The organism is Aliirhizobium smilacinae (genome assembly GCF_006335145.1).
Lineage (GTDB): Bacteria > Pseudomonadota > Alphaproteobacteria > Rhizobiales > Rhizobiaceae > Neorhizobium > Neorhizobium smilacinae.
The window spans coordinates 2,042,990-2,056,405 of sequence record NZ_VDMN01000001.1 but is presented as its reverse complement, the minus strand read 5'-3'; the positions used below and the strand labels follow the sequence as shown (position 1 = coordinate 2,056,405).

General features: G+C 58.4%; 12 protein-coding genes. 8 read left to right on the top strand and 4 right to left on the bottom strand.

The genetic code is table 11. The features are described from left to right. The 3 genes from FHP24_RS10055 to mepA form a co-directional block, all read right to left on the bottom strand. Positions 1-1,023, bottom strand: coding sequence for a glucokinase (locus FHP24_RS10055; protein WP_139675909.1), 1,023 nt, complete (start codon positions 1,021-1,023; stop codon positions 1-3). Positions 1,024-1,042: 19 nt separating this feature from the next. Beyond that, complete coding sequence (locus tag FHP24_RS10050; protein WP_139675908.1) at positions 1,043-1,420, bottom strand: methylglyoxal synthase; 378 nt, start codon at positions 1,418-1,420, stop codon at positions 1,043-1,045. Positions 1,421-1,537: 117 nt separating this feature from the next. Beyond that, positions 1,538-2,596: a penicillin-insensitive murein endopeptidase gene (gene mepA / locus FHP24_RS10045; RefSeq protein WP_139675907.1), complete on the bottom strand. Its 1,059-nt coding sequence runs from the start codon at positions 2,594-2,596 to the stop codon at positions 1,538-1,540. A gap of 177 nt (positions 2,597-2,773) precedes the next feature. Here mepA and FHP24_RS10040 point away from each other — a divergent pair, with 177 nt between their 5' ends. From FHP24_RS10040 to pncB, 6 genes are all read left to right on the top strand, one after another. Further along, complete coding sequence (locus tag FHP24_RS10040; RefSeq protein ID WP_139675906.1) at positions 2,774-4,618, top strand: extracellular solute-binding protein; 1,845 nt, start codon at positions 2,774-2,776, stop codon at positions 4,616-4,618. A gap of 146 nt (positions 4,619-4,764) precedes the next feature. Continuing rightward, positions 4,765-5,853 carry a microcin C ABC transporter permease YejB gene (locus FHP24_RS10035; RefSeq protein ID WP_139675905.1) on the top strand — a complete coding sequence of 363 codons (1,089 nt, stop codon included), beginning with the start codon at positions 4,765-4,767 and terminating at the stop codon, positions 5,851-5,853. Continuing rightward, positions 5,853-7,001: an ABC transporter permease gene (locus FHP24_RS10030; RefSeq protein WP_139675904.1), complete on the top strand. Its 1,149-nt coding sequence runs from the start codon at positions 5,853-5,855 to the stop codon at positions 6,999-7,001. The genes FHP24_RS10035 and FHP24_RS10030 overlap by 1 nt, the downstream gene beginning before the upstream one ends. A gap of 4 nt (positions 7,002-7,005) precedes the next feature. Beyond that, positions 7,006-8,634 (top strand): ABC transporter ATP-binding protein, encoded by a 1,629-nt coding sequence (locus tag FHP24_RS10025; protein ID WP_139676212.1) that lies wholly within the window; start codon positions 7,006-7,008, stop codon positions 8,632-8,634. Positions 8,635-8,654: 20 nt separating this feature from the next. After that, a complete protein-coding gene (locus FHP24_RS10020) occupies positions 8,655-9,605 on the top strand; it encodes a 2-hydroxyacid dehydrogenase (RefSeq protein ID WP_246091646.1) in 951 nt (316 codons plus the stop codon). Between the two features lie 213 nt (positions 9,606-9,818). Next, positions 9,819-11,123, top strand: a complete 1,305-nt coding sequence (gene pncB, locus FHP24_RS10015; RefSeq protein WP_139675902.1) for a nicotinate phosphoribosyltransferase — start codon at positions 9,819-9,821, stop codon at positions 11,121-11,123. 69 nt (positions 11,124-11,192) lie between these two features. Here the strand turns inward: pncB and FHP24_RS10010 are convergent, their stop codons facing one another. Continuing rightward, positions 11,193-11,591: a DUF1236 domain-containing protein gene (locus FHP24_RS10010; protein ID WP_139675901.1), complete on the bottom strand. Its 399-nt coding sequence runs from the start codon at positions 11,589-11,591 to the stop codon at positions 11,193-11,195. Positions 11,592-11,868: 277 nt separating this feature from the next. Here FHP24_RS10010 and FHP24_RS10005 point away from each other — a divergent pair, with 277 nt between their 5' ends. Beyond that, complete coding sequence (locus FHP24_RS10005; RefSeq protein WP_162713748.1) at positions 11,869-12,264, top strand: response regulator; 396 nt, start codon at positions 11,869-11,871, stop codon at positions 12,262-12,264. Between the two features lie 61 nt (positions 12,265-12,325). Next, positions 12,326-13,333 carry an NAD-dependent epimerase/dehydratase family protein gene (locus FHP24_RS10000; protein WP_139675899.1) on the top strand — a complete coding sequence of 336 codons (1,008 nt, stop codon included), beginning with the start codon at positions 12,326-12,328 and terminating at the stop codon, positions 13,331-13,333. Positions 13,334-13,416 lie beyond the last annotated feature (83 nt).

Here is a 13,416-nt window from a genome sequence, read left to right as displayed (position 1 = left end):
TCATCGGCGCCAGCACCGACCTTCCGTCGCAATACCGTAAGAAGCTGGTGTGCGGGCATAGCTGGCAAGACCGGCAAGTGCCGCCTGCGGATGCGTGACGACAAAAGTCGGGATCGTCTTCATCAGTTCCTTATGCGGTGCCTTGTCCTCGAAGGCTGCGCGGAACAACGGTTTCTTCAGCTCTGGCAGGATCTTCGGTGAGATGCCGCCGCCGAGGAAAACACCGCCGCGTGCCATGAAGATAAGGGCAAGATCGCCGGCAAGCCGACCGAGATAAGTCACGAACAGTTCGAGCGCTTCAGCGGCCTGGGCATTCTTCCCGCCTAATCCTTCTTCGGTCACTTCGGCTGGAAGCTTGATGCTCGGCGCGACGCCATCGGCCGCGCAGACAGCATTGTAGATATGCAGAAGCCCGCGCCCGGAAATGACTTCCTCGGCCGAAACCCGCCCCTCGATGGTAGCGAGATGCGGAAAGATTTCGAGATCGCGCGGCGTGCGCGGCCCGATATCGACGTGGCCGCCCTCTCCTGGCACCGGGAACCATGTGTCGTGGGCATGAAGTACGCCTGCAACACCAAGGCCGGTGCCTGGCCCGAGGACAACGCGCGTTGCATCGATGGCAGGCACAGTTGGACCTATCGGCTCGCGGTCGTTGTCCGTCAAGGTCGCCACGGCAAGCGCCTGTGCCTCGAAGTCATTGAGCACGAGTACGGCGTCGAAGCCGAGCTCGCCGATCATTTTTTTCGGCCGTACGACCCAGTCGCAATTGGTCAGGTCGATCTCGTCGCCGTCGATCGGACCTGCAATGGCAAGGATTGTCGAACGCGGCTTGGGAAGGTCGGGATTGTTGAAAACCTTGTCGATGATCGCATCATCGATCGTTTCGTAATCTGCCGTCTGCACATGAACGAAATCCGTCGCCTTGCTCTCGGCATCGACGAGAATGGAGAAGCGGGCATTGGTGCCGCCGATATCTCCGATCAGGATAGGAAAGGGCAGTGCTTCGGAAGGAACATTGGCCATGATGAGCGGATCTCGCGGATTACTGAAAGTCGATGAGATGTTCTGCAGTGGCGCGATTGAGCGCCATCGGAATGTCATAGACGGTTGCAAGTCGTGTCAGCGCCTTGACGTCTACATCGTGAGGCAGCGCAGAGAGAGGATCGATGAAGAAGACCAGCATGCTGACTTCGCCGGTAGCGATCATCGCACCGATCTGCTGGTCACCACCGAGCGGTCCGCTTTTCAGCCGCGTGACATCAAGGTCGGGGGCGGCCTCCAGCACACGACCACCGGTCGTGCCTGTCGCGACGATGCGGAATTTCGATAATGCCGTCTGACGCTGACGGGCAAAATCCGCCATATCGTCTTTTTTCAGATCATGAGCGATCAGCGCTATGCACGGCTTGGCCGGTTCCAAGGCATTCCTCCATCCGGTCCTGGCGGACCACCTCGATTTGCCTTGGCGTTCTATCCTGCTGTTATCGATAAGGGAAGTCTCGGCGTTGTCGCTGCAAAGCTCACTTGCCGAACGGGATTAACGGAAAGGGCGTTCCCGTGGCACCGGCACGTCCGCAGGGACATTGGCAGGGTTGGACGTGATTGCATCGATCTGCCCCACGGCCGCAGGTGCAGCCGGCTGGCTCGAATAGGCGACCGGTTCGCCGCCATAGGTCGCCTCAGCCTCCGAGCGGGATGGCCCGGCAAGAACGGCAGAGCATGCTTTCGGAAGGTCGGACAGCATGACCTGACGCGGCTTCACCGGCTTTTTATTGGGATCGGCCGGCTTCGGCGGAGCCCAGGGCTCCTTGGTGAACCACCAGGCAAGTGCCTTGCTGTCGCAATCATCTGTGACCGGCGTTGCCGCCTGCCGCTCGCAACCTGCGGCGCCCGGCGGGCAGTTCATGCGGATATGGAAATGCTCGTCATGGCCGTAGACGGGCCGCACCTTGCCGAGCAGGCTCCGGTCGCCGGTCCAAGTCTGGCAGAGCTTCTTCTTGATTGCGGGATTGACGAAAACGCGCTGGACCTGGGGATAGCTTGCCGCCTGCATCACGAGACGGGCATGTGTACCCGTCCACTTGCGTGAATCGACTGTAAGGAACTTGCTCTTGTCGAGCATGGAGGTAAACGGCATGTCTTCCCGCTGCTGGACCGTCATCGCCTGCACGGGTTTCGGTGTAAACCAGACGTCGGCATCGAGGCCGATCTGGTGCGACGCGTGGCCGTTGATCATCGGCCCGCCGCGCGGTTGGGAAATATCGCCCACCAGGATGCCGCTGCCCCAGCCGAGACGCGCGGCATCGCGGGAAAACTGTTCGAGCAGGTCGATCATCGCCGGGTTGCCCCAGCGCCGGTTGCGCGAAAGGCGCATGGCCTGCCAGGTCGGCCCGTCCGTCGGCAGCGCGACGGCGCCGGACATGCAGCCCTTGGCATAAAAGCCGAGAGGTGCGGGAGATGCTGCATTGGGCAACTGGACGGCACCGAAGAGCTGCTTGGCCGGTGTGCCGTCCTGCGCAATCGACGGATCCGCCAGGGAACCGCACAACAGGGCCGTTGCTGCCAGTCCGAGGACCATCTTCGAAATCGATTTCATGAACATCCGCCGCAAATCACTTGTACTGCAAGCTTAGTCTGAATTGCGATTTTGGTGAAATGGAGATCTCCCTTCAACGAACGCGTGCGATAAATCGCTTGTGACCGGCCTCTCCTGTTTTTTGCCTGCTTTTGCTCTATGCTTCGCTGCAACAAGGATAACGAAAAGGGATATTGCATGGATTTGGCTCACCGGTTCGCGGCAACGCTTCTCGTGTTTGCCGGCGTCACCTTCTCGGTTGCGCCAGAGGCTTTTTCCCAGGACGACAGCCAATGGAAAAATGGCATGGCGACAATCGGGGATCTGAAATATCCCGCTAATTTCCCTCATTTCGCATACGTCAATCCCGAAGCTCCAAAAGGCGGGACGTTTCGGCTTTCCGTGGAAGGCAATTTCGATACTTTGAACCCTTTGCTGGAACGCGGCGAGGCTGCCAGCGGACTGAGCCAGGTTTTTGAACCGCTGATGGTCGCATCGGAAGACGAGATATCGGCCATGTATGGTCTTCTCGCAGAGGCAATGAAGTATCCATCCGATTACTCCTCGGTCACATTTCGCCTGCGAGCCGAGGCAAAATGGGCAGACGGAAAGCCCGTCACCCCTGAAGACGTGATCTTCAGTTTCGAGAAGGCAAAAGCCGGAAGTCCTCAACAGGGGGAATATTACAAGCACGTCACCGGTGCATCGAAGACGGGCGAACGAGAGGTCACATTCGCTTTCGACGAACCCGGCAATCGGGAGCTGCCGCAAATCATGGGCCAGCTTGTGATCGTTCCGAAGCATTGGTGGGAGGGAAACGATGCGCAGGGGCGGCAGAGAGATATTTCTCGCACCACGCTGGAAATCCCCATGGGCTCCGGTCCCTATCGAATCTCCGCGATGACCGCCGGTTCGTCGATCGCATATCAGTTGCGTGACGATTATTGGGGCAAGCAAGTCAACGTCAACATCGGCCGGCACAACTTCCGTAATCTGATCTACCGTTATTACGCCGATCGAGAAGTCATGTTCGAATCCTTCCGGTCGGGTAACGAAGACTACTGGTGGGAGAACCGCGCGCAGCGTTGGGCGACCGCTTATAATTTCCCGGCTGTCCAGCAAGGGCGGGTCAAACGTGAAGAAATCGCCAATGAGAATCGCAAACAAGGCGTGATGGTCGGCTTCATCTTCAATCTCCGCCGGGACAAGTTTGCCGATCCCAAAGTGCGGGAAGCTCTCAACTACGCGTTCGACTTCGAGGAACTGAGGCGGACGATTTTTTATAATTCCTATGACAGGATCGACAGCTTCTTTTTCGGCACGGAACTCGCGTCGTCAGGGCTTCCGCAAGGAAGGGAACTGGAAATCCTCAACGAGTTGAAGGACAAGGTCCCGGCCGAGGTTCTCGCCAAGCCTTACGCCAATCCGGTGAACGGCGATCCTGCAAAGTTGCGGGAAAATTTGCGCAAGGCCGTCGGCATGCTTCGGGAGGCCGGTTATGAGTTGAAGGGCAACCGCATGGTCAACGCCAAGACCGGTCAGCCGCTTTCATTCGAGATCATGCTTGGCGGACCGACGATCGAGCCTGTCGCGCTTTCCTTTGTTCGCAATCTCAAGCTGATCGGGGTGGAAGCGACGGTAAGAAGCGTCGAGCAGGCGCAATTTGCAAACCGCTGGCGATCGAGAGATTTCGATGTCATGTATAATGGCTGGGGCGAAACGCTCAATCCTGGCAATGAGCAGAGCGCATTCTGGGGTTCGCAATCTGCCGGCACGGAAGGTTCGCCCAATTACAGTGGCATAAGCGATCCCGCTGTAGACGCGCTGGTTCGCAAGGTCATCTTTGCCGCAAATCGGGACGAACAGGTCGCTGCGATCAAGGCGTTGGATCGCGTTCTGCTTGCCAATCACATCATCGTGCCAAGCTACAGCTCCAAGACGTCGCGCATCGCCTATTGGGACACGGTTGCCCATCCCGATCCCTTGCCGGAATATTCGATAGGTCTTCCATCGACATGGTGGTCGACCAAAGCTGCCGAATAAGAGGAAGGCTTGCGAAGCCTGGTTCGAACTGGTCCATATGAAGGCGCGATTGATTCGCCTGAATGCCACAAAACAAGGGAAAATCGTTTGCTCCTTGCGCAGACCCGCGGTGAAATGAAGCCTGAGCCTTCAGGTAGGGAATTCTGATGGGCGCCTACATCCTTCGCCGCCTGCTGCTGATGATTCCGACCATCGTCGGCATCATGGCGATTTCCTTTGTTGTCGTTCAGTTCGCGCCGGGTGGCCCGGTCGAACAGGTCGTGGCTCAGCTTCAAGGTCAAGGGGAGAGCGCGTCCGATCGTCTGAGCGGATCGGGTGGTGATTTGTTCGGCCAACAGGGCGGCGGCGATTCGAGTTATCGCGGTGCCCAGGGGCTGGATCCCGATTTGATCAAGAAACTCGAAAAGCAGTTCGGCTTCGACAAGCCGCCGCTCACCCGTTTCCTCGACATGATGTGGAATTATATACGCTTCGATTTCGGCGAGAGCTTCTTCCGCAATACATCGGTGATCGACCTGATCATCGACAAGTTGCCGGTTTCCATGTCGCTCGGCTTTTGGATTCTGATCGTTTCCTACCTCATCTCCATACCGCTCGGCATTCGCAAGGCGGTCAAGGACGGCTCGACCTTTGATATCTGGACCTCCGGCGTCATTATCGTCGGTTATGCCGTACCGAGCTTCCTTTTCGGTATTCTGCTGATCGTCATGTTCGCTGGCGGATCTTTCCTCGACTGGTTCCCGTTGCGCGGTCTGGTTTCGGACAATTTCGACGATCTCACCTGGTGGCAGAAGATCGGCGATTATTTCTGGCATCTGACATTGCCGCTGATCGCCATGGCGGTCTCCGCCTTTGCAACCACGACGCTGCTGACGAAAAACTCCTTCATCGACGAGATCAAGAAGCAGTATGTGACGACCGCACGCGCCAAGGGTCTCAACGAACGCCAGGTGCTTTACGGCCATGTCTTCCGCAATGCGATGCTGATCGTCATCGCCGGTTTTCCGGGCGCTTTCATCTCGGCTTTTTTCACCGGTTCGCTGCTAATCGAATACATATTCTCGCTCGATGGACTGGGAAGGCTCGGTTACCTTTCGATCGTCAATCGTGACTACCCAATCGTCTTCGGTACGCTCTACATCTTCTCGCTGATGGGCCTTGTGGTGAACCTCATCTCGGATCTGATCTATACCTGGATCGACCCGCGCATCGATTTCGAGCGGAGGGACGTCTGATGAACGCGCCCGCTTCAACAGTTGCAGCCGGCGTGACAGCGCCGGCAAAACGCCCGTTCCTGTCGCCCACCAGCAAGCGCCGGCTCGCCAATTTCAAGGCAAACAAGCGCGGCTACTGGTCCTTCTGGATCTTCATGGTCCTGTTCGTGGCAAGCCTGTTTGCCGAATTCATCGCCAACGATCGGCCGATCGTCGCCTCCTACAAGGGCGAGATCCTCTATCCGGTTCTCATCGATTATCCGGAAGAAAAGTTCGGCGGCTTTCTGGCGACGACCGATTACCGCTCCGATTTCATTCAGCAGGAGATCGACGCCAATGGCTGGATGGTCTGGCCGCCGATCCGCTACTCCTATCAGACAGTCAACTCGCAAATCCCTCATTCGGCGCCGACCGAACCCTTTTGGCTGATGGCGAAAGCCGACCGCTGCACGGCCTATCCACAAGGGGATCAGGACCCGAATTGCCGTCTTGGCAACCTGAATTGGCTAGGCACCGACGATCAGGCGCGCGATGTCATGGCGCGGATGATTTACGGTTTCCGCATATCCATCCTCTTCGGCCTCGTCCTGACCATCTGCTCGGCCGTCATCGGTGTCGGTGCCGGTGCGGTACAGGGGTATTTCGGCGGCTGGACCGATCTTCTAATGCAGCGTTTCATCGAGATCTGGTCGGCCATGCCGGTCCTCTACATCCTGCTGATTATCGCTTCTATTCTGCCGCCCGGTTTCTTCATCCTGCTCGGCATATTGCTGCTTTTCTCCTGGGTCAGCCTCGTCGGTGTGGTTCGGGCGGAATTTTTGCGCGCCCGAAACTTCGAATATGTGAGAGCGGCGCGTGCGCTCGGCGTCGGCAACTGGACGATCATGTATCGCCACCTTCTGCCCAATGCGATGGTCGCAACGCTCACCTTCCTGCCCTTCATCCTGTCAGGCTCGATTGCGACCCTGACTTCACTCGATTTCCTCGGTTTCGGCATGCCGCCCGGCTCGCCGTCGCTGGGTGAAATGATCGCACAGGGCAAGAACAACCTTCAGGCGCCCTGGCTCGGGCTGACGGCCTTCTTCACCATGTCGATCATGTTGTCGCTGCTGATCTTCGTCGGCGAGGCGGTGCGCGATGCCTTTGACCCCCGCAAGACGTTCCGGTGATATGATGACAGATGCTCTTCTCTCCGTCCGGAACCTGTCCGTCGCCTTCCATCAGGGGGATGCGGAAACGCTTGCCGTCGATCATGTCTCCTTCGATATCCGGCCGGGCGAAGTGGTCGCCCTGGTCGGCGAATCCGGTTCGGGCAAATCGGTTACGGCGAATTCGGTGCTGAAACTTCTGCCCTATCCGGCCGCAAGTCATCCATCGGGTGAGATCCTCTTTGACGGCAAGGATCTGCTGAAAACATCCGAGCCGGAGTTGCGGCGTGTCCGCGGTAACGACATCACGATGATCTTCCAAGAGCCGATGACCTCGCTCAATCCGCTTCACTCGATCGAGAGGCAGATCGGTGAGATCCTCGAAATGCACCAGGCGTTAACCGGCAGCGCCGCCCGCATCCGCATACTGGAACTGCTCAATCAGGTCGGTATCCGCGAGCCGGAAAAGCGCCTGACGGCATATCCGCACGAGCTGTCCGGCGGCCAGCGCCAGCGCGTGATGATTGCGATGGCGCTTGCCAACCGACCGAAACTTCTGATCGCCGACGAGCCGACCACGGCGCTCGATGTGACGGTGCAGGCGCAGATCCTCGAATTGCTGCGCTCGCTGAAGGGCGATCACGGCATGTCCATGCTGTTCATCACCCATGATCTCGGCATCGTCCGCAAATTTGCCGACCGGGTCTGCGTCATGACCAAGGGCAAAATTGTCGAGGAGGGCACGGTCGCCGAGGTTTTCAAGCGACCGCAGCATCCCTATACGCAGCACCTCCTCGCCTCCGAACCAAGGGGCGAACCGCCGGTTGCCGATCCGGCGCGTCCGGTCGTGATGGAAGCGAAGGATCTGCGCGTCTGGTTCCCGATCAAGGCCGGTTTCATGCGCAAGGTGGTCGATCACGTGAAGGCGGTCGATGGCGTGGATCTGACGCTTCGGGCGGGCGAAACACTCGGCATCGTCGGAGAATCCGGCTCGGGCAAAACCACGCTCGGCCTCGCGCTGGCGCGCCTGATTGCATCGGAGGGGCGCATCGTCTTTATCGGTGATGCCATCAACGGTCACTCCTTCAAGCAGATGTTGCCTTACCGCAGCCGCCTGCAGGTGGTGTTCCAGGATCCCTTCGGTTCGCTCAGCCCCCGCATGCCGGTAGGTGAAATCATCGCAGAAGGCTTGAAGGTTCACGAGCGCTCCCTTTCCGCCGACGAGCGCGATCAGCGTGTTGCCTGGGCCTTGGAGGAAGTGGGCCTCGATCCCGAAACCCGCTGGCGGTATCCGCACGAATTTTCCGGCGGCCAGCGGCAGCGTATCGCGATCGCCCGCGCCATGGTGCTGAAGCCACGTTTCGTCATGCTCGACGAGCCGACATCGGCACTCGACATGACCGTGCAGGCGCAGGTCGTCGATCTCCTGCGTGATCTGCAGGCCAGGCACGATCTCGCCTACCTCTTCATCAGCCATGACCTGAAGGTGGTGAAGGCGCTCGCCAACCACGTCATTGTCATGCGCATGGGCAAGGTTGTCGAAGAAGGACCATCGGAAGAAATCTTTCGGGCGCCGAAAGAGGATTATACGAAGGCTCTGATGGCGGCCGCCTTCAAGATGGAAGCCGTCGAAAACGATGCCGTCGGTCAATAACCAAAAAAGGAAAAATGCAATTGTCGGATAAGGGTGCGGTCATCATTGACCTGAAATTCGAACGTCGTGACGTGGATCAGGCGTTGGCCGGATCTCTTGCCGGACGTCAGGTCCTGCATGCCTCCGACAAATCGACCGATCTTTCTAGTGCAAGCTATGCATTTCTCTGGAAGCCCGACCCGGACCTATTCCAACGCGCCCCGAACCTGAAGATACTGTTTTCGGGTGGGGCCGGTGTCGATTCGATCCTCGCCACTCCCGGCTTGCCGGATATCCCGATCGTTCGTTTTGTCGATCAGAGCCTGACCACCCGCATGAGCGAATGGGTCGTGCTCCAGTGCCTCAGCCATCTGCGCCAGGTACCGGCCTATCTCGTCCAGCAACGATCGCGCACGTGGCGCGAGATTTCCCAGCCGGAAGCAAGAGAGCTGACGGTCGGCGTGATGGGACTTGGCGTGCTCGGGCAGGACTCCGCCCGCAAGCTGAAGATCATGGGCTTCAACGTCATCGGCTGGTCGCGGACCGCCAAGACCGTTGAGAGCATCGAGACCTACGATGCCACCGAACTTGATGCCTTTCTGGCACGCACCGATATCCTTGTCGGGCTGCTGCCACTCACGGATGAGACCCGCGGCATCTTCAATGCCTCGCTTTTCTCGAAGCTTCGTCAGGGCGGTGCGCTTGGAACACCCGTTTTCATCAATGCCGGGCGAGGCGGCAGTCAGGTGGAAAAGGATCTGATTTCCGCTCTTGAAAGTGGTACCCTCGGCGGAGCATCGCTCGATGTCTTCGAACGTGAGCCTTTGTCGTCCGACAGCCCTTTCTGGTCCATGGACAATGTCATCGTCACACCGCATGCGGCCTCCGCGTCGGATGTCCGGGCGCTGTTGCGCAACGCGGAAGTCCAGATGGAGCGTTTCGAAAAGGGCGAGCCATTGCAGCACGTCGTAGACAGGGCGACGGGTTACTGACAGCCACGAGCGGTTCCGGGGGAACAAGATCTGCCGGACCCTCGTTTTCTGCACGGACCGGCAGGACCACATGCCGGCCGCCGTACCGCGACAGACCAACTGTGTCTGGACTTAATCGATTTTTTTCCCGATAAAGCTGCCGGGAGGTGGGGATGGCTTGCCTCTTGAGCGACTTAGGCCGACCAGTCACATGCGACCGGGACAGGGGCAGGAATGACCAAGACCGATATCGCGACCAGGGTTTATAACCACACCTGGAAACTCGATCCGATCATCCGCAGTCTGATCGACACCGACTTTTATAAGCTGCTGATGCTGCAGATGATCTGGAAACTCTATCCAGATGTCGATGCAACCTTCTCCGTCATCAATCGCACGACCAGCGTCAAGCTGGCCGAGGAGATAGATGAAGGGGCTTTGCGTGAACAGCTCGATCATGCCCGCACCGTAGGACTCTCCAAAAAGGAGATGATCTGGTTGGCGGGTAATACTTTTTATGGCCGCAATCAGATTTTCGAGCCCGAATTCCTGACCTGGCTTTCCACCTACAAACTGCCGGAATACGAATTGTCCAAGCGTGATGGGCAATACGAGCTGAATTTCCACGGCAAGTGGATGGACACCACGATGTGGGAGATTCCGGCGCTCGCGATCATCAACGAGATGCGCTCCCGCTCGGTTATGCGCTCGTTCGGCTATTTCACGCTCGATATACTGTATGCCCGCGCCAAGGCCCGGATGTGGGAAAAGGTCGAACGACTTCGGGCCTTGCCGGGTTTGAGGATTTCGGATTTCGGCACCCGTCGCCGCCACAGCTTCCTCTGGCAGCGCTGGTGCGTCGAGGCGTTGAAGGAAGGGATCGGCAGCGGCTTTACCGGCACCAGCAACGTATTGCTGGCTATGGACAGCGATCTCGAAGCCGTTGGCACCAATGCGCACGAGCTTCCAATGGTCGCCGCCGCGCTGGCGCAGAACGATGACGAGTTGCGCAACGCCCCCTATCAGGTCCTGAAGGACTGGAACCGGCTTTATCACGGCAACCTGTTGATTGTTCTGCCGGATGCCTTCGGCACGGCTTCGTTCCTGCGGGACGCGCCGGACTGGGTGGCGGACTGGACCGGTTTCCGCCCCGACAGCGCTCCGCCGATCGAAGGTGGCCAGAAGATTATCGACTGGTGGCGGAAGATGGGCCGCGATCCCAAGGAAAAGCTGCTGATCTTTTCCGACGGCCTCGATGTCGGGGCCATTATCGACACCTACAAGCATTTCGAAGGACAGGTAAGGATGAGCTTCGGCTGGGGCACCAACCTTACCAACGATTTCGCCGGTTGTGCGCCGACGGAAAACGATGGGCTGAAGCCGATTTCGGTCGTCTGCAAGGTCACCGAAGCCAATGGCCGCCCGGCCGTCAAGCTTTCCGACAATCCCCAGAAGGCGACCGGTGATGCAAAGGAAGTGCAGCGCTACATTCGCCTTTTTGGCGAGGAAGATCGCATCGACCAGACACTGGTGGTCTGAGTTTTCGGTTGTCCGTCATGAATGATAAGCCCCGCCACGACGGCGGGGCTCATACTCCCGGTTGGGATATTACTCGATGACCTGCACCACCGTGTGGGTCTGCGGATCAACGATCACACGCTGATTGTTGACGACCGTGTAGGAATATTTGGTGTTGCTCGGCACGGGCGTCAGCACAACGGTATCGGGAACCGGCTTGCCGACGACGATCGGCTGTTCCACGATTACCGCGGTAGCCGGTGCAGGCTGCTGCTGGACATAGGTGACGACTTCGCGTGGTGGCGGGTCGATTGCCGTGCCTGCGATTGCGCCTACCACACCACCGACGACCGCACCGACCGGGCCGCCGACGACCGCTCCGGTTACGGCACCGCCGGCGGCGCCGGTAACCGTGCCCTGTTGTGCATAGGCTTGGCCCGTAAGTGTCGCTGCGAAGATTGCGCAGGAAGCAAGAATGATCTTTTTCATGGTTCTTCTCCTCATTTGATTTCCGGCCAAGAACACCTGGATCGATCAAACTGTTCCGCTCTCCTCCTCACCTTTACGCCTGCAGTGAAATATTTAGGGAGCGTTTAAGGGCTCCTTCGCCGGTTCCCGTTCGATCTTCGATCACGGCCTTCGAGCGCAAAATCAGCGACGTTCAAAGACTTAACCACAGGCGGAAAAATGGTCGCGATCGGTACAACGCCTATTGCCAAGCGGCGATCGCCGACTATTTGCCGGTTGAGTGATCGGAGAAATGCCTGTGGAATATCGCTTTCTGATTGTCGAAGACAGCCTACTCGTCGCCATGGATATCGAGGAAGCCGTTCAGCGCAGTGGTCATGATGTCGTCGGCATCGCCCCGGATATGAAGGTGGCGCTCAATTACACCAGAGACACGGATATTGCCTTCGTCGACGTCCGACTTGCAGATGGCGAGACCGGACCCGAGATCGCAAGGGTACTGGCGGAATACGGCATCGTCGTCATCATGATCACCGGAAATCCGGGTGTCGTGGCTTCTGGCGTCAACGGCGTCGTCGGCGTCATGGCCAAGCCGCTGACCGACCAGGCTTCGATGGATCTCATCCAGTTTGCCGTTGACCGCAAGAACGGCAAGCCCGGCATTCCGCCGGCTCGACTGAGGCTTTTCCACTAGCGGCTCGTTGCTTCAACGCCTCCGATTGGGTAAGTGATCCCCATCAACGGCGGAAGCGGACATGCGGTTTTTCATTACGGGTACGGCGGGTTTCATCGGATTTCATCTGGCGCGCAAGCTGCTGCAGGATGGCCATGAGGTTGTCGGTTTCGATGGCATGACGCCCTATTACAGCCTTCGCCTGAAAGAGGCCCGCAATGCCGGGCTCACGCAGTTCCCGTACTTCCGTTTCGTCCAGGGCATGCTGGAGGACAAGTCTCTGCTTCAGGAGACGGTCAAAAGCTTCAAGCCGGACGTCATCGTTCATCTGGCGGCACAGGCAGGCGTGCGCTACAGCCTCGAAAATCCGAAAGCCTATCTCGACTCCAACCTCATCGGCTCGTGGAATATCCTCGAAATCGCACGAGAGATCGGCGTCGGGCATCTGATGCTGGCGTCGACTTCGTCCGTCTACGGAGCCAATCCGGGCATTCCTTTCCGGGAGACCGACAAGGCCGACGAGCCGCTGACTTTCTACGCGGCCAGCAAGAAGGCCATGGAAGTGATGGCGCACAGCTATGCCCATCTCTACAAGGTTCCGACGACGGCCTTCCGCTTCTTCACGGTCTATGGGCCTTGGGGCCGGCCGGATATGGCGCTCTTCAAATTCGTCAAGGCAATGCTCGACGATCAGGAAATCGAGATCTACGGCGAAGGCAGGATGAGCCGGGACTTCACGTATATCGATGATCTTGTCGATTCGATTATCGATCTGTCGAAGGTCCCTCCCGCTGAATCGAACCGCGTCGCGGATGTCGATACACTGTCGGCCGAGGGTCCATTCCGCACCGTTAACCTCGGCGGCGGCCAGCCGGTCGGCCTGCTCGATTTCGTCGAGGTCATTGAAAAGACCATGGGCAAGCCGGCAAGGCGCAAGATGCTTCCGATGCAGAAGGGCGATGTGCCGCGCACCTTCGCCAGCCCGGATCTGCTGCTGGCGCTGACGGGACGCAAGCCCGAAACGGGACTTGAAGAAGGTGTCGGCGCCTTTGTCCGCTGGTATGTGGAGCACCGATCCGAAATCGATTGAGCGCAGACGGAAAGTGCGTTCCCGGATAACGATGTCATCACGTCTCCAGGAAGAGGCTTGCGCGCCATGCGTTCGCACCCCAA